Source organism: Cellulomonas fimi (assembly GCF_012952065.1).
Lineage (GTDB): Bacteria > Actinomycetota > Actinomycetes > Actinomycetales > Cellulomonadaceae > Pengzhenrongella > Pengzhenrongella fimi_A.
In genome coordinates this window covers 1-20,951 of the sequence record NZ_JABCJJ010000040.1, presented here as the reverse complement: position 1 = coordinate 20,951, position 20,951 = coordinate 1, and the positions used below count along the sequence as shown (strand labels likewise).

At 73.6% G+C, this 20,951-nt stretch carries 12 protein-coding genes and 1 rRNA gene; 8 read left to right on the top strand and 5 right to left on the bottom strand.

The genetic code is table 11. From position 1 onward, the window contains the following. Together rrf and HIR71_RS15160 are read left to right on the top strand one after the other, a co-directional pair. A 5S ribosomal RNA gene (rrf, locus tag HIR71_RS15165) occupies positions 1–99 on the top strand; the annotation flags it as partial. 298 nt (positions 100–397) lie between these two features. Continuing rightward, on the top strand, positions 398–1,087 hold the full coding sequence (locus HIR71_RS15160; protein WP_169325912.1) for a DNA alkylation repair protein: 690 nt from the start codon (positions 398–400) through the stop codon (positions 1,085–1,087). 41 nt (positions 1,088–1,128) lie between these two features. Here HIR71_RS15160 and glgB read toward each other — a convergent pair whose 3' ends face one another. The 3 genes from glgB to HIR71_RS15145 are packed head-to-tail and all read right to left on the bottom strand — an operon-like array spanning position 1,129 to position 8,646. Beyond that, positions 1,129–4,866 carry a 1,4-alpha-glucan branching protein GlgB gene (gene glgB, locus HIR71_RS15155; RefSeq protein ID WP_169325911.1) on the bottom strand — a complete coding sequence of 1,246 codons (3,738 nt, stop codon included), beginning with the start codon at positions 4,864–4,866 and terminating at the stop codon, positions 1,129–1,131. 37 nt (positions 4,867–4,903) lie between these two features. Further along, a complete protein-coding gene (gene treS, locus HIR71_RS15150) occupies positions 4,904–6,655 on the bottom strand; it encodes a maltose alpha-D-glucosyltransferase (protein ID WP_169325910.1) in 1,752 nt (583 codons plus the stop codon). Continuing rightward, positions 6,652–8,646 (bottom strand): alpha-1,4-glucan--maltose-1-phosphate maltosyltransferase, encoded by a 1,995-nt coding sequence (locus tag HIR71_RS15145; protein WP_311836317.1) that lies wholly within the window; start codon positions 8,644–8,646, stop codon positions 6,652–6,654. The genes treS and HIR71_RS15145 overlap by 4 nt, the downstream gene beginning before the upstream one ends. 271 nt (positions 8,647–8,917) lie before the next feature. On the opposite strand from HIR71_RS15145, the gene glgP reads away from it, so the two are divergent. Further along, positions 8,918–11,494, top strand: coding sequence for an alpha-glucan family phosphorylase (gene glgP, locus HIR71_RS15140; RefSeq protein WP_169325908.1), 2,577 nt, complete (start codon positions 8,918–8,920; stop codon positions 11,492–11,494). A gap of 79 nt (positions 11,495–11,573) precedes the next feature. Here the strand turns inward: glgP and HIR71_RS15135 are convergent, their stop codons facing one another. Together HIR71_RS15135 and glgX are read right to left on the bottom strand one after the other, a co-directional pair. Then, positions 11,574–13,232 (bottom strand): FAD-binding dehydrogenase, encoded by a 1,659-nt coding sequence (locus tag HIR71_RS15135; protein ID WP_169325907.1) that lies wholly within the window; start codon positions 13,230–13,232, stop codon positions 11,574–11,576. Between the two features lie 20 nt (positions 13,233–13,252). After that, complete coding sequence (gene glgX, locus HIR71_RS15130) at positions 13,253–15,568, bottom strand: glycogen debranching protein GlgX (protein WP_169325906.1); 2,316 nt, start codon at positions 15,566–15,568, stop codon at positions 13,253–13,255. Positions 15,569–15,705: 137 nt separating this feature from the next. On the opposite strand from glgX, the gene HIR71_RS15125 reads away from it, so the two are divergent. The 5 genes from HIR71_RS15125 to HIR71_RS15105 all read left to right on the top strand — a co-directional run. Next, complete coding sequence (locus HIR71_RS15125; RefSeq protein ID WP_169325905.1) at positions 15,706–16,497, top strand: electron transfer flavoprotein subunit beta/FixA family protein; 792 nt, start codon at positions 15,706–15,708, stop codon at positions 16,495–16,497. A 61-nt stretch (positions 16,498–16,558) separates the two neighbouring features. Beyond that, positions 16,559–17,539, top strand: a complete 981-nt coding sequence (locus tag HIR71_RS15120) for an electron transfer flavoprotein subunit alpha/FixB family protein (protein WP_169325904.1) — start codon at positions 16,559–16,561, stop codon at positions 17,537–17,539. A 27-nt stretch (positions 17,540–17,566) separates the two neighbouring features. Then, on the top strand, positions 17,567–18,796 hold the full coding sequence (locus HIR71_RS15115) for a cysteine desulfurase family protein (protein ID WP_169325903.1): 1,230 nt from the start codon (positions 17,567–17,569) through the stop codon (positions 18,794–18,796). After that, positions 18,793–20,004 (top strand): tRNA 2-thiouridine(34) synthase MnmA, encoded by a 1,212-nt coding sequence (gene mnmA / locus HIR71_RS15110; protein WP_169325902.1) that lies wholly within the window; start codon positions 18,793–18,795, stop codon positions 20,002–20,004. Before HIR71_RS15115 ends, mnmA begins: the two co-directional genes overlap by 4 nt. Continuing rightward, on the top strand, positions 20,001–20,951 hold a 951-nt coding region (locus HIR71_RS15105; RefSeq protein ID WP_169325901.1), incomplete at its 3' end, for a uroporphyrinogen decarboxylase/cobalamine-independent methonine synthase family protein. The genes mnmA and HIR71_RS15105, both read left to right, overlap by 4 nt.

The following is a 20,951-nucleotide window of genomic DNA, read 5'->3' as shown; positions in this document are numbered from 1 at the left end:
GGGGAAACGCCCGGTCCCATTCCGAACCCGGAAGCTAAGCCCTTCAGCGCCGATGGTACTGCACGGGAGACTGTGTGGGAGAGTAGGTCGCCGCCGGACAACCATTACAGAAAGAGCCACCCCACCCGGGGTGGCTCTTTCTCATTCCCCCGGTCCCATCTCCCCCAGTGCCAGCACCCCACACCACTTCCGGCGGCGGGCCGGTTTCTCGTAGCGTGAACCGCGCGCGGCTAGGCTGACCGGGGCGTTCAGACGAGCAGAGGTTCAGACGAGCAGAGGTTCAGACGAGCAGAGGTTCAGACGAGCAGAGGTTCAGACGAGCAGAGGTTCAGACGAGCAGAGGTTCAGACGAGCAGAGGTTCAGACGAGCAGAGGTTCAGACGAGCAGGAGGTAGCGATGGCCGAGGCGACGGCGGTGGGCCCCCCGACGGTCGCGGTTGTGTTGGCGGAGCTCGCTGCGCTCGAGGATCCCAAGGCGCGCGCCGTCAACGAGCGGCACGGCGACGATCACGGCGTCAACCTCGGCAAGCTCCGCGCAGTCGCGAAGCGGCTCAAGACGCAGCACGACCTGGCGAAAGAGTTGTGGGACACCGACGACACGGCGGCACGGCTGTTGGCGCTCTTGATCTGTCGTCCCCAGGCGTTCGGGCGCAAGGAGCTCGACACGATGCTGCGCACAGCCCGAGCAAGCAAGGTGCTCGACTGGCTGGTGAACTACGTCGTGAAGAGGAGTCCCCATGCCGAGGCCCTGCGCGTGGCCTGGCTCGCCGACCCCGATCCCGTCGTGGCGAGTGCCGGCTGGGCGCTGACGAGCGAGCGGGTCGTGAAGGGCTCTGACGGTCTCGACCTGGTAGCCCTGCTCGACGTGATCGAGGCGCAGATGAAGGCCGCGCCGGATCGTCTGCAGTGGGCGATGAACACGTGCCTCGCGCAGATCGGGATCGCGCACCCGGAGCACCGTCCGCGGGCGATCGACATCGGTGAGCGGCTCGAGGTGCTCAAGGACTACCCGACCCCGCCGAACTGCACGTCTCCGTTCGCGCCCACGTGGATCGCGGAGATCGTGCGCCGTCAGGACGGGCGGTAGTCGGGACGGTAGTCGGGACGGTGCAGGAGGAGACTCAGGGCTCAGGCGCTCGGCTCCGGGACGAGGTACAGAGCTCCGAGCGGTGGCACGCGCAGGCGTACCGAGTGCTGCCTCCCGTGCCAGGGCACCGGCTCGGTGTAGACGAGACCCAGGTTGCCGACGCCCGACCCGCCGTAGATCTCCGCATCGGTGTTGAGGATCTCGCGCCATGCCCCTCCCTCCGGGAGGGCCAAGCGGTAACCCTCGTGCGGCACGCCGGCGAAGTTGACGACGACGGCGACGACCCCGCCCGTGCCGTCCTTGCGCAGGTAGGCGAGCACGTTGCGATTGGCGTCGTCCGAGTCGATCCACTCGAAGCCGGAGCCGTCGAAGTCCCTCGTCCACAGCGCCGGGTGCGCGCGGTAGGTGGCGTTGAGGTCCTTGAGGGCGCGCTGCACGCCTGCGTGGCCCGGGTCGTCCAGGTGGTGCCAGTCGAGCCCGCGCTCCTCCGACCACTCGCCGGGCTGCGCGAACTCGGAGCCCATGAAGATCAGCTGCTTTCCGGGGTGCGACCACTGGTAGGCGAGGAGGGCACGGACGCCGGCGAGCTGCTGCCACCTGTCGCCCGGCATCTTGCCCAGCAGGGAGCCCTTGCCGTGCACGACCTCGTCGTGGCTGATCGGCAGGACGAAGTTCTCCGAGAACGCGTAGACGAGGGAGAAGGTGACCTCGTGGTGGTGGTAGCGGCGGTTGACCGGCTCCTCCGCGAGGTAGCGGAGTGTGTCGTTCATCCACCCCATGTTCCACTTGAGCCCGAAGCCGAGGCCGCCGATGTCCGTGGCCGACGTGACCCCGGGCCACGCCGTCGACTCCTCGGCGATCATCATGACCCCGGGCGTACGCCGGTAGGCCGTGGCGTTCGCCTCCTGCAGGAACGAGATCGCTTCGAGGTTCTCGCGGCCGCCGTGGACGTTGGGCTGCCACTGCCCCGCCGAGCGTGAGTAGTCGAGGTACAGCATCGACGCCACGGCGTCGACCCGCAGGCCGTCGAGGTGGAACTCCTCGAGCCAGTACGTCGCGTTGGCGACGAGGAAGTTGCGGACCTCGTGCCGGCCGAAGTTGAACACGTAGGTACCCCAGTCGGGCTGCTCCCCGCGCAGCGGGTCGGGGTGCTCGTACAACGGTGTGCCGTCGAACCGCCCGAGCGCCCACTCGTCCTTCGGGAAGTGCGCCGGGACCCAGTCGAGGATGACGCCGATGCCGGCCTGGTGCAGCGAGTCGACGAGGTACCGGAAGTCGTCGGGGTGGCCGAACCTGGCGGTCGGGGCGAAGTACGACGAGACCTGATAGCCCCATGACCCGCCGAACGGGTGCTCCGCGACCGGCATGAGCTCGACGTGCGTGAACCCGAGCCCGACGACGTACTCCGTGAGCTGCGTCGCGAGCTCGCGGTACCCGAGGCCCGGGCGCCAGGACCCGAGGTGCACCTCGTAGACGCTCATCGGCCCGCTGTGCGGGTCGGATGCCGACCGCCCTCGCAGCCAGGCGTCGTCCGACCAGGTGTAGCGCGACTCGATCACGACGGACGCCGTGGCGGGCGGGGTCTCCGCGCCTTTGGCGAGCGGGTCCGCCTTCTGCCGCCAACCGCCGTCGGGCCCCAGGATCTCGAACTTGTAGCGTTCGCCCGCGCCCACGTCGGGCACGAAGAGCTCCCAGACGCCGCTCGAGCCCAGCACGCGCATCGCGTGGGACGCGCCCTGCCAGTGGTTGAAGTCGCCGACGACGCGCACCGCGCGCGCGTTCGGCGCCCACACGGCGAACGCGGTCCCGCGCACCTCCCCGAGCACGCTCGGGTAGGCCTGGAGGTTCGCGCCGAGGACCGTCCACAGCTCCTCGTGCCGACCCTCGCCGAGGAGGTGCAGGTCGAGCTCGCCGATGCTCGGGAGGAACCGGTACGGGTCGTCGACCACGGTCGTGAGGTCGCCGTACGTGACCCGCAGCCGGTAGTCCGGCACCTGCTGCGCGGAGGGGTCCGGGCTCGGCACGGTCGCGGCCCACACGCCGTCCTGCACGTGCTCGGCCGCCCACTCGCCGTCCGGCGTGACGACCACGACCGAGTCGGCGAGCGGCCGGAGCGCGCGGACGACGACGGCGTCGCCGTGCAGGTGGGGGCCCAGGATCCGGTGCGGGTCGCCGTGCGTCCCCGCGGCGACGGACGCGAGCTCGCCGGGAGGGGCCGCAGGGGCGGCCTCGGCCGGCAGGGCCGCACGGGTGGCCTCGGCCGGCAGGGCCGCAGGGGTGGCCTCGGCGGGTGGCGCGGCGGGGGACTGCGTCGTCGGCTCGTGGTCCATGGGCTCCACCCTTCCATCTGTGCCCAGCAGCCGCTCGAGGGCGGCCCCCGGGATGCGAGACCACGTCGGGCGGTTGCGCGCTTCGTAGACGGCCTCGTAGAGCGTCTTGTCCAGCTCGAGCGCGGCGAGGAGCTCGGGGTCGGGTTCGCTGCCCGACGCCGTGGCGTAGCCGGCGAGGAACGCGTCGCGGGCGGCGGCCACCCACGCGGGTGACGCGCCGCCGATCGCACCGGCGTAGTCGAACGACCGCAGGACGCCCGCGACGTCCCGGAGGGCGAGGTCGGGCCGGATGCGCTCGGCGACGGGGCTCAGCGGCTCTCCCTCGAAGTCCATGACGAACCAGTCGTCGCGGGCGCGGAGCACCTGCCCGAGGTGGAGGTCGCCGTGGACCCTCTGCCGCGACGGGGAGTCCCGGCGCGAGCCGAGCTCGGCGACGCGCTGCTCGACGGCGGTCGCCCACGCCTCGAGCGCAGGCACCGACGCCCGTGCCCACCGGTACCGGGCGTCGAGCGCGGCGGCCAGCTCGGCCCCCGGCGCCGGTGCACCGGACCCGGGTGCGTCGACGGGGAGCGCCGCCGCGAGCGCCCGGTGCATGCCGGCGACCACGCCGCCGAGTCCACGCGCCAGGTCGGCGAACGGCTCGCCGTTCCGCGCCATCTCGCACGCCAGCTCGAAGCCGTCGGCGGCCTGCGGCACGAACTCGCTCAGGACCGCCAGGTGCCCGTGCGCGACCGAGCCGCCGTCGTCCCAGCCGCCCTCGAGCCAGGCGAGCGGGCGGGGCACGTGCCGCCAGCCCTCGGCGGCCAGCCGGCGCGGCACGTCGACGTCCGGATTGCCGCCCGGCGTGAGGGCGCGGAACACCTTGAGGATCGCCCCGGGACCGTCCGGCTCGCGGCTGGGCAGGATCACCGACGTGTTCGACTGCTCACCGCTGACGACCCGCGCGCGTGACGGGTCGAGCGTGGACGGGTCGAGCGTGGACGGGTCGAGCGTGGACGGGTCGAGCGTGGACGCGTCGAGCGTGGACGGGTCGAGCGCCGACAGGGCAGGCGCGGCGTCGCTCGTGGTCGCCGCGGTCAGCCAGGCGCGGAGGAACGCAGGGTCCCCGACGCCGTCCCGGACCCGGACCGCAGGCGCGCCGGCCGTGCCGATCCAGGCGGCCGCCTCCGCTCGGTCCGCAGGTGCCGGGGTCGCCTCGGGGTAGAGGGTCAGGGGCACCTGGAGCACGGCCTCCACGGCGGACGTCGCGACGCGCACGAAGAGCACGCGCACGTCCGCCTCGTGCCACGGGTCCTCGAGCGTGAGGCCCCCGGCCGACGAGACGCGCACGTCGGCGCCGCCCTTCGCGGGGAACCACCGACGGCCGGGGAGCCACTCGCGGACGAGCTCGAGGAGCGCGTCGTCGGGCACCGGCTGCGGTCGGCCGTCCGGTCGAGGTGCCTGCTTCATCGATGCTCCAGGTCGCTCGAGGGAAGAGGGCTGCGGGTCAGGTCGTGACCTTCAGCCAGTAGAACTCGCGGGAACCCAAGGTGATCACGACCCGCTCGTCCCCGCCCACCGACGGGAAGACCGCGCCTCCGAACACGTCGGTCAACCCGGCGCCGGCGAGGCCGGGCAGCGACAGCGTGCCCGCACGGGCGGTCGAGGCGAGGTTCGCGACGCAGAGGATCCTCTCGTCGTCGGTGGTCCGCAGGTAGGCGAGCACCGAGTCGTTGTCGCTCGTGACCGCGGTGAAGTCCCCGGCGCCGAGAGCCGGGTGCTGGCGGCGGACCATGAGCATGCCGTGCACCCAGTGCAGCAGCGACGTCGGCTGCGCGAGCTGGGCCTCGACGTTGATGTGGTTGTAGTTGTGCACGAGCGACTGGACGAGGGGCAGGTAGAGCTTGCCCGGGTCGGCGGTCGAGAAGCCGGCGTTCCGGTCGGGGGTCCACTGCATCGGCGTGCGCACGGCGTCCCGGTCGTTGAGCCAGATGTTGTCGCCCATGCCGATCTCGTCGCCGTAGTACAGGCACGGGCTGCCCGGCAGCGAGAGCAGCAGCGCGTGCGCGAGCTCGATCTCCTTGCGTGAGTTGTCGAGAAGGGGAGCGAGCCGGCGTCGGATCCCGATGTTCGCGCGCATGCGCGGGTCGGGCGCGAACCACCCGTACATCGACGCGCGCTCCTCGGTCGAGACCATCTCGAGCGTGAGCTCGTCGTGGTTGCGCAGGAAGGTGCTCCACTGGCCGGTCTTCGGGATGGCCGGCGTGTCGGCCATGATGTCGAGCAGCTGGGTCGCCCGCTGGTCCTTGATCGCGTAGTAGATCCGCGGCATCACCGGGAAGTGGAAGCACATGTGGCACTCGGGCTCCTCGTCGGTCCCGAAGTACGGGACGACGTCCTCGGGCCACTGGTTGGCCTCGGCGAGCATGATCCGGCCCGGGAACTCCGCGTCGATGACGCGCCGGACATGGCGCAGGAAGGCGTGCGTCTCGGGCAGGTTCTCGCAGTTGGTGCCCTCGGCCTCGAAGAGGTACGGCACGGCGTCGAGCCGGAACCCGTCGACCCCCATGCGCAGCCAGAACCGGGCGACGTCGATCATCGCCTCGACGACGCGCGGGTTCTCGAAGTTGAGGTCGGGCTGGTGGCTGAAGAAGCGGTGCCAGAAGAACTGGCGACGGACCGGGTCGAAGGTCCAGTTGGACGTCTCGGTGTCGACGAAGATGATGCGGGCGTCCTCGTACCTGGTGTTGTCGTCGCTCCACACGTAGAAGTCCCCGTACGGCCCCTCCGGGTCCGAGCGGGAGGCCTGGAACCACGGGTGGGCGTCGCTCGTGTGGTTCATCACGAGGTCGACGACGATCCGCATGCCGCGCGCGTGGGCCTGCTCGATCAGCTCGGCGAAGTCCGCCGTCGACCCGTACTGGGGTGCGATGGCCGTGTAGTCCGAGACGTCGTACCCGCCGTCGCGCAAGGGCGACGGGTAGAACGGCGGGAGCCAGAGGCAGTCCACGCCGAGCCACTGCAGGTAGTCGAGGCGCTCGATCAGTCCGCGGAGGTCGCCCGTGCCCGCGCCCGACGAGTCGGAGAAGGCGCGGATCATGACCTCGTAGAAGACGGCGGTCTTGTACCACTCGGGGTCGTCCGACAGGCCCGACGGGGCGACGGGCGGCACAGCCGGCTGCGAGCGGGGCGGCAGGGCGCCGATGGCCAGCTGACCGGTCAGGGGCGCGGGGCTCGGACCGGCAGGAGGAGGCGTCACGGGGTCCTCACGTGGATCAGGTGGGCGCACTGGACGTGCGGGTCGAGTCGGACGTAGGGCTCGGCACCCCAGGCGTACGTCACGCCCGAGAGCTCGTCGTGCGCCGCGAACACGGCATCGCCCGGCGTCCCGGCGGGGGCGACGCCCAGGGCCCTCAGGTCAAGGTAGACGACTCCGTCCCGGGTCGCGTGGGGGTCGAGGTTCACGACGACGACGACGGTGTCGGGCCGGCCGTCGGGCGAGTGCTCGGCCTCGAGGTGGCGCGAGAAGCACAGCAGCGAGTCGTCCGAGGTGCGGTGCACGGTCAGGTTCCGCAGCTGTCGCAGCGCCGGGTGTGCTCGGCGGATCTCGTTGAGCCGCGTGAGCAGGGTGGAGACGCCCATCGAGTCGGCCCGGACCCAGTCGCGCGGCTTGAGCTCGTACTTCTCGTTGTCGATCTGCTCCTCCACGCCCGGTCGCGGCACGTTCTCGACCAGCTCGTAGCCCGAGTAGACGCCCCACGTCGGGGCGCCCGTCGCGGCCAGCACGGCCCGGATCGCGAACGCGGCCGTGCCGCCGGCCTGGAGATAGGGCGGGAGGATGTCGTGCGTCGTCGGCCAGAAGCTCGGCCGCAGGAACGAACCGTCCTCGCCGGCCACCTCGGTGAGGTACTCCTCGAGCTCCTCCTTCGTGTTGCGCCACGTGAAGTACGTGTACGACTGGTGGAACCCGATCCGGGCGAGGGTCTGCATCATCGCCGGCCGCGTGAACGCCTCGGACAGGAAGAGCACCTCGGGGTGGTCCTTGCGCACGTCGGCGAGCAGCCACTCCCAGAAGTCGAGGGGCTTGGTGTGCGGGTTGTCGACCCGGAACGCCGTCACCCCGTGGTCGATCCACACCTGGATGACCCGGCGGACCTCCGTGTAGATCCCCTCGGGGTCGTTGTCGAAGTTCAGCGGGTAGATGTCCTGGTACTTCTTCGGCGGGTTCTCGGCGTACGCGATCGAGCCGTCGACGCGTGTGGTGAACCACTCGGGGTGCTCGGTGACCCACGGGTGGTCGGGCGAGCACTGGAGCGCGAGGTCGAGCGCGACCTCGAGCCCGCTCGCGTGGGCCGTCGCCACGAAGGCGCGGAAGTCGGCGAACGTGCCGAGCTCGGGGTGGATGGCGTCGTGGCCACCCTCGGGCGAGCCGATCGCGTACGGCGAGCCGGGGTCGCCCGGGGCGGGCGTCAGCGAGTTGTTGCGCCCCTTGCGGAAGGTCGTGCCGATGGGGTGGATGGGGGTCAGGTAGACGACGTCGAACCCCATGGCGGCGATCGCGGGCAGGCGGTGCGCCGCGGTCGCGAGCGTGCCGGAGCGCCACTGGTGGGTCGCCTTGTCGAACGTCGCGCCCTCGGAACGGGGGAACATCTCGTACCACGCGCCGGCCAGCGCCAGCGGGCGGTGGACCACGAGCGGGTACGTGGCCGACGGCGTCACGAAGTCCCGCAGCGGGTGCGCCTCGAGCGTGGCTCGCACCGGGTCGGAGAGTGCCGCGGCGAGCCGGGCGTCGGGGGGGCGGGTGGTGTCCTGGAGGGCTCGGACGGCGTCGGTCAGCGGCTTGCGTGCCGCCGGCGGCACGCCAGGTCGGTTCGCCGCGCGTGTGAGCACGACGACGCCCTCCGCGAGCATGAGCTCGACGTCGATGCCGGCCGCGACCTTGATCGCGGCGTCGTGGCTCCAGGTCCCGAAGGGGTCGGACCAGCCCTCGACCCGAAAGCTCCAGTCGCCCGGCTCGTCGGGCACCAGGCGGGCCTCGAACCGGTCGAGGCCCGGCGCGATGTCGACCATGCGGGCGGACGCCCGGTCCGCGCCGTCCGGGCCCACGAGGACGGCGGTCGCGCCGACGGCGTCGTGCCCCTCGCGGAAGACGGTCGCCCGGAGCGGGACCGCCTCGCCGACGACCGCCTTGGCGGGCCATCGGCCGCCCTCTGCTACCGGACCCACCGCGAGCACGGGGATCCGGCCGATGCCGTCGGGAGCGGCCCGCCGGGGAGTTGGCGGTGAGCTTGGCGGTGAGCTTGGCGGTGAGCTCTGCGGGGATCTCTGCCGGGAGCTCGCGCTGCCGGCGCCGGGTCGGTGGGACGTCGGGGGAGAGGGCTTCGCACTGTCCACGCCCCGAACCTATCGAGACCTTCTCGTTGGTGCTCCTCGGCGCCGGTTGCAACCGCGTTCTGAAAGTTTCGGAAATCGCGTGCTCAACGTTGCCGCTTCCGCCCCGGTCGCTTGTAAGGTCGGGGGCGTGAAAGCCATCCGTCGGTTCACCGTCCGCACCGTGCTGCCTGCCGCCCTCCGCGACCTCGACGAGCTCGCGCTCAACCTGCGCTGGTCGTGGCACGCCCCCACGCGCGAGCTGTTCGCCTCGATCGACCCGGAGCGGTGGGACGCCGTCAACGGCGACCCGGTGGCCCTCCTCGGGTCGCTCGGTCCGGAGCGCCTCACCGTGCTCGCGGCCGACGCCGCCTTCGTCGCCCGGGTCGAGGCCGCCGCGCAGGACCTGGGCCGGTACCTGACCGAGCCCCGCTGGTACCAGTCGGCGGCTGCGGGCGGCTCGGAGCTGCCGCGGACGATCGCCTACTTCTCGCCCGAGTTCGGCATCACGTCGGTGCTGCCGCAGTACTCCGGGGGCCTCGGCATCCTCGCCGGGGACCACCTCAAGAGCGCGTCGGACCTCGGCGTCCCGATCGTGGGTGTGGGCCTGCTGTACGGCGCCGGCTACTTCAAGCAGGCGCTCACCCGGGACGGGTGGCAGGTCGAGACGTACCCCGTGCTCGACCCGGACGGGCTCCCGCTCACCCTCGTGCGCGAGGAGGACGGCTCGCCGGCCCTCGTCACGGTGGACCTGCCGGGCGGTCGCGTGCTCCACGCGCACCTCTGGATGGCGGCGGTCGGACGTGTCCCGCTCCTCCTGCTCGACTCGAACGTGCCGGAGAACGACGACGCGGCCCGCAAGGTGACCGACCGGCTGTACGGCGGCGGCGGCGAGCACCGGCTCCAGCAGGAGCTGCTCCTCGGTGTCGGCGGGGTCCGCGCGCTGCGCGTGTGGTCGCGGCTGACGGGCGCGGCCGAGCCGGAGGTCTACCACACGAACGAGGGCCACGCCGGGTTCCTCGGTGTCGAGCGCATCCGCGAGCTCGTGGCGGCCAAGGGCCTGGAGTTCGACGAGGCGCTCGAGGCCGTGCGCGCCGCGACGGTCTTCACGACCCACACCCCGGTGCCCGCCGGCATCGACCGGTTCGAGGCGGACCTGGTCGCGCAGTACTTCTCCGGGTCGAACGCCACGGCGGGCGTCCCGGTCGAGAAGGTGCTCGCGCTCGGCGCCGAGGACTACGCCGGGGGCGACCCGACGCTGTTCAACATGGCGGTCATGGGGCTTCGGCTGGGCGGCCGCGCCAACGGCGTGTCGCTGCTCCACGGCGAGGTGTCGCGCGGCATGTTCAACGCACTCTGGCCGGGGTTCGACGAGTCGGAGGTGCCGATCAGCTCGGTGACCAACGGCGTGCACGCCCTCACCTGGGTCGACCCGCGGTTCCAGGCGCTCGCCGACGGGCGGTTCACCTCCACAGAGGCGGCGGACGGAACGGGCTGGCTGCGCCCCGACGCGATCACCGACGACGAGCTGTGGTCGATCCGCCGCACGATGCGCGGTCAGCTCGTCACCGAGGCGCGGTCGCGCATCCGGGCGTCGTGGCGTGAGCGGGGGGCGAGCCCGGCCGAGCTCGGCTGGGTCGAGGAGGCGCTCTCGCCCGAGGTGCTGACGATCGGGTTCGCGCGCCGCGTCCCGACCTACAAGCGGCTCACGCTCATGCTCAGCGACCCCGAGCGGTTGCGTGCGCTGCTGACGGACCCCGACAAGCCGGTCCAGCTGATCATCGCGGGCAAGTCGCACCCGGCCGACGAGCAGGGCAAGCGGCTCATCCAGCAGCTCGTCCGGTTCGCCGACGGCGCGGACGTGCGCCACCGGATCGCCTTCCTGCCGAACTACGACATCGGCATGGCGCAGACGCTCTACCCGGGCTGCGACGTCTGGCTCAACAACCCGCTGCGCCCGCTCGAGGCATCCGGCACGTCGGGCATGAAGTCCTCGCTCAACGGTGGGCTCAACCTCTCCATCCTCGACGGGTGGTGGGACGAGTGGTTCGACGGCAAGAACGGCTGGGCGATCCCGACGGCCGACGGCGTCACCGACGCCGACCGCCGGGACGACCTCGAGGCCGCGGCGCTGTACGACCTCATCGAGCACCAGGTGGCCGCCCGGTTCTACGACCGCGACGAGCGGGGCCTGCCCGTGACGTGGCTCGAGATGATCCGGCACACGCTCTCGACGCTCGGACCCAAGGTCCAGGCGACGCGGATGGTGGCCGACTACGTGCAGCACCTCTACGCGCCGGCCGCGGTCGCGGGCCGTGCGCTCGACGGCGGTGACCTCGCGGGGGCGCGCAAGCTCGCCGCGTGGAAGTCCGCGGTGCGTGCCGCGTGGCCGCAGGTCCGGGTCGACCACGTCGAGTCGGGGGTGGGCGAGGTCGCGCAGGTCGGCGACCCGCTCCACGTGCGCGCCCACGTGTCGCTCGGCGACCTGTCGCCGTCCGACGTCGAGGTGCAGGTCGTGCACGGGACGGTGACCGAGTCCGACGACCTGTCGAACCTGCGCACGCTCGCGCTGGTGCACGACGAGGCGTACGAGGCTGGCCGGCACGCGTTCAGCGGCGACGTCACGCTCGACGCGTCCGGTCCGTTCGGCTACACCGTGCGCATCGTGCCGAAGCACTCGGCGCTCGCGTCGATCGCGGAGATGGGGCTGGTCGTCAACGCGTCGTGAGATCCCGGGGTGGCCGCGCTGCCAGGTCCATGCGGTAGGTCCATGCAATCAGGTCCATGCGATCAGGACCACGCAGTCGTCAGCGCAGCGCGGCCACCACGGCGCGACCGGCCACCCGGCCCGAGAACAGGCAGCCGCCGAGGAACGTCCCCTCGAGGGCGCGGTGACCATGCATCCCCCCGCCTCCGAAGCCGGCAGCCTCACCCGCGGCCCACACCCCCTCGAGCGGTGCGCCGTCGGCCCGCAGCACACGACCCTCGAGGTCGGTGCGGAGCCCGCCCAGGGTCTTGCGGGTGAGCACCGAGAGCCGCACCGCGAGGAGGGGGCCGTCGTCGGGCGCCAGCAGGCGGGCCGGCTCCGCGACGCGGACCAGCCGGTCGACGACGTAGCGCCGGGCCATGGTGGTCGCCACGACCTGGTGGTCCTTGCCCAGCCCGGAGGCGACCTGGCGGTCGCGGGCGACGATCGCCCGCTCGAGCCGGTCGGCATCGATCCGGTCCCCGCCCGTGAGCGCGTTCATCCCGCGCGCGAGCGCGGCCGGGGAGTCCCCCCACACGAACTCCTCCGAGAGCTCCGCGAAGCGCTCGACCGGTCCGACCGCCCCGGGGAGCGCCCGCTGGAGCACGGCGCGGACGTCCTTGCCGGTGAGGTCCGGGTTCTGCTCCGAGCCCGACAGGGCGAACTCCGTGCCCATGATCGTCTTGTTGAGCACGAACCAGGAGTGGTCGTGGCCGCGGGACGTCAGGTGGCGCAGCGCGCCGAGCGAGTCGAAGCCCGGGAACAGCGGGGCGGGCAGGCGCTCGCCGTCGGCGTCGAGCCAGAGCGAGCTCGGCCCGGGCAGGATGCGGATCCCGTGGTCGGTCCACACGGGCGAGTGGTTCGCGATGCCCTCGGGGTAGTGCCACATCCGGCCCGCGTGCAGCACGTGCCCGCCGGCGGTCGCGGTCGCGGCGATCATCGCGCCGTCGACGTGGTCAGGGACGCCGGACAGCATGCGCGCCGGCAGCGCGCCGAACTCAGACGGCCAGGCCGACCGCACCAGGTCGTGGTTCGCCCCGATCCCCCCGGCCGCGACGACGACGGCGTCGGCGTCGATCGCGAAGTGGCCCACCACCTCGCGCGAGGAGCGCTCGCCGCGCGCGCGAGCGCCGTCGGCGGCCAGGACGTCGCCCACGACGCCGGTCACGCGACCCCCGCGACCCGTGTCCAGCCCGGTGACGCGGTGCCTGAAGCGGACGTCGACGAGGCCGTCGTGACGGGCGTCGAGGAGCGCGCGGACGAACGGCGCGAGGACCGCCGGGCCGGTGCCCCAGGTGACGTGGAACCGCGGGACGGTGTTCCCGTGGCCGTCGGCCAGGTACCCGCCGCGCTCGGCCCACTGCACGAGCGGGAACCAGCGCACGCCCTGGCGGTGCAGCCACGGCCGCAGGTCACCCGCGGCGAAGTCCACGAAGGCCTCGGCCCACCGGCGCGGGTCGACGTCGTCGGCGCCGGCGGTGAAGGCCGCGGAACCGAGCCAGTCCGCGAGCGCGAGCTCGGCGCTGTCCTTGATGCCGAGCCGGCGCTGCTCGGGCGAGTCGACGAGGAAGAGTCCCCCGAAGGACCACCACGCCTGGCCGCCGAGACTGGCGGGCGGCTCCTGCTCGAGCAGCACGACCCGGTGACCGGCACGGGTGAGCTCGGCGGTGGCGACGAGGCCCGCGAGCCCCGCCCCGATGACGACGACGGTGTCGGGCATGGGGGCAGCGTAGGGGAGCGTCAGCGCGCGACGTAGAGGCGCATCGAGAGGGACTCGAGCACGACGGTGCTGCCGGCGAGCGCGTGCAGCCCGTTCGGCCCGTTCGGCCCGTTCCCGACGGCGATCGAGGTCCGCTCACCGGGCTCCTCCCACGCGCTGTCCCAGACGAGGTCCCACGCGGCGGGCCGGTCGTCAGCGAGCACGACGGGCGTCGGGTCGAGCGCGCCGTTCAGGACGACCAGCACGTCGGACGTCGCGCTGGTCGGGCCGCCCGAGCCGTCCGAGCCGCCCGAGCCTTCCGAGCCGTCGGCGCCGTCCGGGCTGTCCTGACCCTCGGGCCCCGGCTCGTCGACGGGGACGCTCCGCAGCATCTGCAGGACCCGGACCGCCGGGTCGTGCCACGCGTCGTGCTCCAGGGCCGACCCGGTCGCGTCGAACCACGCGAGGTCGGGCCGCTCGCCCTCGGCCGGCGGGGCGCCGCGGAAGAACCGGTCCGGGCGAAGGGCGGGGTGCTCGCGCCGCAGTCGGAGCAGGTGCCGGGTGGTGGCCAGCAGGTCGCGCTGCCAGTCGGCCAGGCGCCAGTCGATCCACGAGATCTCGTTGTCCTGGCAGTACGCGTTGTTGTTGCCCTGCTGCGTGCGGCCGATCTCGTCGCCCGCCGTCAGCATGGGCGTGCCGGTCGAGAGCAGCAGGGTGGCCATGAGGTTGCGGATCGAGCGCCGGCGCAGGGGCATGATCTCGGCACTGACCGAACCGGGCGCCACGGGGCCCTCGACCCCGTGGTTCCACGAGCGGTTGTCGTTCGAGCCGTCCCGCCCCTGCTCGCCGTTGGCCGCGTTGTGCTTGTGCTCGTACGTCACCAGGTCGGCCATCGTGAAGCCGTCGTGCGCGGTCACGTAGTTGACCGACGCGACCGGCCCGCGCATGAACGGCGGATCGGTGTGGCCGAACAGGTCGACCGACCCCGCGAGCCGCGTCGCGAGCTCCGCGACGCCGTTGCCCGGACGCCCGTGCGAGGCGTGGCCCGGGTCGGCGAGCCAGAAGGTCCGGACGGCGTTGCGGTAGCGGTCGTTCCACTCGGCGAAGGGCGGCGGGAAGGCGCCGGTCCGCCAGCCGCCCGGCCCCAGGTCCCACGGCTCGGCGATGAGCTTGAGGCCGTGCAGGGCGGGGTCGGTCTGCAGCGCCACGAGGAACGGGTGGTCGGGGTCGAAGCCGCCCCCTCCGCGCCCGAGGGTCACCGCGAGGTCGAACCGGAACCCGTCGACGCCCACCTCGTGCGCCCAGTACCGCAGCGAGTCGAGCGCGAGCTGGACGACGCGCGGCCGGCGGAAGTCGAGCGAGTTCCCACAGCCCGTGACGTCCGCCAGCCGGGCCGGCGAGGCGCCGTCGTGCAGGTAGTAGACCGTGTTGTCCAGGCCGCGGAACGACACGTGCTGCCCGGCGTCGCCGCCCTCGCACGTGTGGTTGTAGACGACGTCGAGGAGCACCTCGATCCCGGCCTCGTGCAGCAGCTGGACCGCACCCTTGACCTCGGCGAGGACGGCGCTCGCGCCCTGCTCCTGCGCGGCCCGCGTCGCGTAGGCGGCGTGCGGGGCGAAGAACCCGAGGGTGTTGTAGCCCCAGTAGTTGACGAGGCCCTTGTCGATCAGGTGCGGCTCGGACGTGAAGGCGTGGATCGGGAGCAGCTCGAGCGCGGTCACGCCGAGCGAGCGCAGGTGGTCGACCGTCGCGGGGTGCGCGAGGCCCGCGTAGGTGCCGCGCAGCTCGGCCGGGACGCCGGGCAGCTCGTGGGTGAGGCCCCGGACGTGCGCCTCGTAGACCACGGTGTCGCGCCAGGGGATCTGCGGGTGCGCGACGGGCTCGCCGTGGTAGGTCGGGTCGACCGCGACGCTGTGGGGGACGTGCGCGAGCGAGTCGTGGTCGTCGGCCGGACCGTACGGGTCGCTCCGCGCACCGGGCGTCAGGCGGTGACCGTGCGTCTGGTGGCCATAGGTGAGCTCGCCGACGACGCCGCGCGCGTACGGGTCGACGAGCAGCTTCGCCGGGTTGTGGCGCAGGCCGAGCGCCGGGTCCCAGGCGCCGTGCGCCCGGAAGCCGTAGCGCTGACCCGCCCGCACGCCCGGGACGTGCGCGTGCCAGACGCCGTACGTCGGGCCGCCGAGCGCGACTCGCCGCTCGCGCCACCCCGTGGCGGACGTCGGGTCCGGGTCGATCAGGCAGAGGTCGACGCCGGTCGCGTGCGAGGCGAGGACCGCGACGTCGGCGCCGTCGGCGGTGAGGTGGACGCCGAGCGGCGGGGCCGGGCGCGCCGCAGCGAAGGACGGGTTGCGGCTCACCGGGCCATTCTCCACCGACTCGCGGAGCGTCCGGACGTGGACCGGGCGGAGATGTCGGGTGAGATCGTCGGACGGTAGCCTTCCAGCGGTGCTTCCGGGGCCGGGGCGCCGGACGAGCGTGGAGGGAAGAGGACCGGATGAGGATCGTGGTGTGCGTCAAGCACGTGCCGGACATCCAGTCGGATCGGACTCTCGGTGCCGATGGCCGCGTCGTGCGGGACGGCGGAGACGGGACCCTGAACGAGCTCGACGAGAACGCGGTCGAGGCTGCCCTCGAGCTGGCGGCCACGGACAAGGGCAGCGAGGTCGTCGCGCTGACGGTCGGCCCGCCGGATGCCGAGGACGCGGCGCGCCGCGCGCTGCAGATGGGCGCCGACGCGGCGGTGCACGTGCTCGACGACGCCGTCGCCGGCTCGGACGTGTTCGCCACCGCCACGGTGCTCGCCGCGGCGATCCGCCGGGTCGGCGCCGCGGGACCGGTCGACCTGGTCGTCACGGGGATGGCGGCGCTCGACGGCCTCACGTCGATGCTCCCGGTCGCGCTCGCGGCCGAGCTGGACCTGCCCGCCCTGACCCTGGCGGCCGAGGTGGCCGTCGACGGCGGTGCGGTGCGCGTCCGCCGTGAGCTCGACAGCGCGTCCGAGGTGCTCTCGGCGCCGCTGCCCGCGCTGGTGAGCGTGACGGACCAGGCCAACGAGCCGCGCTACCCGAACTTCAAGGGCATCCTGGCGGCCCGCAAGAAGCGGGTCGAGGTGCTCACGCTCGCCGACCTCGGCGTCGACCCCGCAACCGTCGGTACCGCGGGCGCCCGGACGCAGGTGGTCGGGGCCGCCGCCCGCCCGGTCCGCGAGAACCGGGTGCTGGTGACCGACGACGGGACGGCCGGCCTCAAGCTCGCGGCGTACCTCGTCGAGCGCAAGCTCGTCTGACCTGAGCCGACCGACCTGATCACACCTCGGCCGTGAACCACGTGCGCAAGGAGCCCCCGCGATGAGTGCCCCGCTGTCCGGACCCGTCCTGGTCCTGCTCGACCACCACGACGACGCGGTGCGTCCGTCGGTGCTCGAGCTGCTCACCGCCGCTCGGTCGTTCGGTGCGCCGGTGCACGGGGTCTGGTTCGGCGACGGGCTCGAGGGCGCGCTCGACGCGCTCGCGGGGGCCGGGGTGGAGCAGGTGCACCGGGTCGGCGGGCTCGGGGACGCGGCGCACCTGGCGGCGCCGGCGGGCGACGCGGTGGCTGAGGTCGCGACGCTGGCGAGGGCCTCGGCGCTCCTCGTGACGTCGACGTTCGAGAACAAGGAGCTCGCGACCCGGGTCGGCGTGCGTACCCGGGCGGGCGTGGTGGTCGACGCCGACGACGTCGCGCTCGAGGACGGGCGCGTGGTCGCCGAGAAGACGGTGTTCGCCGGGACCTGGACCACGCGCTGCGTGGTCACGACCCCGCTCGCCGTCGTGGCGCTCAAGGCGGGCTCGATCCAGGCCGAGCCGGCGCCCGCGCCGTCGACCCCCCAGGTGGTCGACGTGCACGTGACGCCGAGCGGGCAGGGGCGGGTCGCGACGCTGGTCGAGCGGACCGAGCGCCCGGCGTCGGTCCGCCCCGAGCTGAGCGAGGCGCAGGTCGTCGTGGCGGGCGGACGCGGGACGAACGGCGACTTCTCGGCGGTCGAGGAGCTCGCGGACGTGCTCGGCGGGGCGGTCGGCGCCACGCGCGTCGCGACCGACGAGGGCTGGATCGGCCACGACGCGCAGATCGGTCAGACGGGCGTCACGGTGGCACCCCGGCTCTACATCGGCGCCGGGATCTCGGGCGCGGTCCACCACCGTGGCGGGATGCAGGCGTCGGGCACGATCGTCGCGGTGAACTCCGACCCCGAGTCGCCCATCTTCGAGATCGCCGACTTCGGGATCGTCGGCGACCTGTTCACGGTGCTCCCGCAGGCGGCCGCCGAGCTCCGTCGGCTGCAGGGCTGACGCAGCCGGTTCGTACACTGGGTCCTCGTGACGACCTACCTCGACCACGCAGCGACGACCCCGATGCGGGTCAGCGCCGTCGAGGCGCTCACGACCGAGCTCGGACGGACCGGGAATGCCTCGTCCCTGCACGCCGCGGGACGGTCGGCGCGGCGGACGGTCGAGGAGTCGCGCGAGCAGCTCGCCGCGGCCCTGGGCGCGCGACCGAGCGAGGTGGTGCTCACGGGCGGCGGCACGGAGGCCGACAACCTCGCGATCAAGGGCCTGTTCTGGGGGCGCCTCGCGCAGGACCCGGCGCGCCGGCGGGTCCTCGTCTCGGCGGTCGAGCACCACGCCGTCCTGGACCCGGCGTTCTGGCTCGCCGCCCACGGCGGCGCGGAGATCGTCCTGCTGCCCGTGGACGGCGACGGCCGGCTCGACGTCGACGCGCTCGCCGCCGAGCTCGACGGGTCGGGCGACCAGGTCGCGTTGATCTCGGTCATGTGGGCCAACAACGAGGTCGGGACGCTGCAGCCGCTCGACGACGTCGTCGCCCTCGCGCGGCGTCACGGGATCCCGGTGCACGCGGACGCGGTCCAGGCCGTCGGTCAGGTGACGGTCGACTTCGCGGCGAGCGGGCTCGACGCCCTCACCGTGAGCGGTCACAAGGCCGGCGGCCCGCACGGGACCGGCGCGCTGCTCGCGACGCGCGGGCTCCCGCTCGCGCCGGTGCTGCACGGGGGCGGTCAGGAACGCGGCGTCCGGTCCGGGACGCTGGACGTGCCGGGTGCCCGGTCCTTCGCCGTCGCGGTCGACGAGGCGGTCCGGGAGCAGCCGGCGCTCGCGCCTCGGCTCGCGGCCCTGCGCGACGACCTCGTGCGGCGCGTGCGGGCGGCCGTGCCCGACGCGGTGCTGCGCGGGCCCGAGCCGCGGCCCGGCACGGGGAGCGTCCCGAGGCTGCCGGCCAACGCCCACTTCACGTTCCCCGGGTGCGAGGGCGACTCGCTGCTCTACCTGCTCGACTCGGCCGGCGTGCAGTGCTCGACCGGGTCGGCCTGCCAGGCCGGGGTGCCGCAGCCGAGCCACGTGCTCCTGGCGATGGGGGTCGACGAGCGGGCCGCGCGCGGGGCGCTGCGGTTCAGCCTCGGGCACACGTCGACGCCCGCCGACGTCGACGCGCTCGTCGCTGCGCTGCCGGACGCGGTCACGCGCGCCCGGGCCGCGGGGCTGGCGTCGAGCGGGCTGCCGACGGGACTGCGGACCGGGGGCCCACGATGAGGGTGCTGGCCGCGCTGTCGGGCGGTGTCGACTCGGCGGTGGCCGCCGCCCGGGCGGTCGAGGCGGGACACGACGTCGTCGGCGTCCACATGGCGCTGTCGAGGAACCGGGACCAGTTCCGGACGGGCTCGCGCGGCTGCTGCTCGATCGAGGACGCGGGGGACGCGCGGCGGGCCGCGGACGTGCTCGGGATCCCGTACTACGTGTGGGACCTGTCGGAGCGGTTCGAGGCGACCGTCGTCGCCGACTTCGTCGCCGAGTACGCGGCCGGCCGGACGCCCAACCCCTGCGTGCGCTGCAACCAGCACATCAAGTTCGAGGCGCTGCTCGACAAGGCGCTCGCGCTCGGGTTCGACGCGGTGTGCACGGGCCACTACGCGCGGATCGTCGACCGCCCCGACGGCACGCGCGAGCTCCACCGCGCGCACGACCTCGCGAAGGACCAGTCGTACGTGCTCGCGGTGATGGGCGCCGGCCGGCTCGGGCGCTCGATGTTCCCGCTCGGCGATGCGGCCTCGAAGGCGGACGTGCGTGCCGAGGCGGCCGCCCGCGGGCTGGGCGTCTCGGCCAAGCCCGACTCCTACGACATCTGCTTCGTGGCCGACGGAGACACCCAGGGCTTCCTGCGGGACCGGTTCGGCGCACGTCCCGGGGACGTCGTCGACGCCGCGGGCAGGGTGGTCGGTGCGCATGACGGCGCCTACGCGTACACGGTCGGCCAGCGCAAGGGCCTCGCCATCGGGCGCCCGGCGCCCGACGGGAAGCCGCGTTACGTGCTGGAGGTGCAGCCGGTGACGAACCGCGTCGTCGTGGGCTCGGCCGAGGACCTCGACGTGGGCCTGATCCGGGCCGACGACGCGGTGTGGCTGAGCGACCCCGCCGACCTGGCAGGCGCCGCCGACGGTGCGTGGTTCCCGTGCGAGGCGCAGGTGCGGGCGCACGGTGCCCCCGTCACGGCGCGGGCGCGCGCGGTCGCCGAGGTAGTCGCCGGGGCGGGGGGCGTCGTCGGGGTCGAGATCGGGGCCGGGGTCGAGGTCGAGCTCGTCCGGGACGGCGAGGACGTCGCGCTCCGGGGGGTCGCGCCCGGGCAGTCCGTGGTGCTCTACGCCGGTACGCGGGTCCTCGGGCAGGCCACGGTGAGCTCGACGGACCGCGCGCGGAGCGCGACCTCGACGGACCGCGCGCGGACCGGGCGGCTCGCCGGATGACGACGGTCTCGGGCCTCGGGCCGTGGCCGGGCGCGGACCCGCTCGAGGCGCAGACGACCGTGCTCGGCGAGCTCACCAGCACCCCGACGGGCGTGACGGGCCTGCCGTTCGTCGTGCAGCTGCCCGGACGCGGGTACGGCGCGGAGCCGACCGGGCGGGGGGCTGCGCTGCTGGTCGACCTGCCGGCGGAGCTGGGCCCGCACGGGTGGAAGCTCACCGACCGCCCCGGGCGGGATGCGGCGCGTGCCCGGGCGTACCTGCGCGAGGACCTCGACGCGCTCGCAGTTGCGGCCTACGGGTACGAGGGACGGCTGCTCGTCCCGGTGACCGGCCCGTTCACGCTCGCCGCCGACTTGTACCTCGCGCGCGGTGACCGGGTGCTGTCCGACGCCGGAGGGGTGCGGGAGCTGGCCGAGTCGCTGGGCGCCGGGCTCGCGGAGCACCTCGACGCGGTGCGCGCGGCGGTGCCGGGCGCCGAGCCGGTCGTGCTGCTGTCGGAACCCCGGCTCTCCGACGTGCTGCTCGCGCGGGTGCCCGACTTCACGGGGCGGGGGACCCTGCGCTCGGTCGCGGGCACGGTGGTCACCGAGCGGCTCCGGACCGTCGTGGAGGCGGCGCGCGCCGCGGACGCGCGCGGCGTCGTCGTCCATCTCGGCGGGGCGTGGACCGGCGTGCGCCCGGTGGTCGCCGCGGGGGCGGACGCGATCGGCCTGGAGGTCGCGCGGGTGGGCGGTGCGGGCTGGCAGCGGGTCGGCGAGGCGGTCGAGGCCGGCGTCGCCCTGTGGGCCGGGCTGGCGGGGCTGGGGATCGAGCGCGAGGCGGGTGACGTCGTCGGGCAGGCGGACACGCTCGTCGGGCCGTGGCGCGCGCTGGGTCTGGCGGCCCGCGGCCTGGCGGAGGTCGTCGTCATGGCCGACGGCGCGGGCGCGGGCGGAGCGCCACGCACG

What these genes read in the sequence shown, in the direction of transcription:
- HIR71_RS15160 (WP_169325912.1), top strand. Translation starts at nt 398, where the DNA reads ATGGCCGAGGCGACGGCGGTGGGCCCCCCGACGGTCGCGGTTGTGTTG.
- glgB (WP_169325911.1), bottom strand. Translation starts at nt 4,866, where the DNA reads ATGAAGCAGGCACCTCGACCGGACGGCCGACCGCAGCCGGTGCCCGAC.
- HIR71_RS15135 (WP_169325907.1), bottom strand. Translation starts at nt 13,232, where the DNA reads ATGCCCGACACCGTCGTCGTCATCGGGGCGGGGCTCGCGGGCCTCGTC.
- HIR71_RS15125 (WP_169325905.1), top strand. Translation starts at nt 15,706, where the DNA reads ATGAGGATCGTGGTGTGCGTCAAGCACGTGCCGGACATCCAGTCGGAT.
- HIR71_RS15120 (WP_169325904.1), top strand. Translation starts at nt 16,559, where the DNA reads ATGAGTGCCCCGCTGTCCGGACCCGTCCTGGTCCTGCTCGACCACCAC.
- mnmA (WP_169325902.1), top strand. Translation starts at nt 18,793, where the DNA reads ATGAGGGTGCTGGCCGCGCTGTCGGGCGGTGTCGACTCGGCGGTGGCC.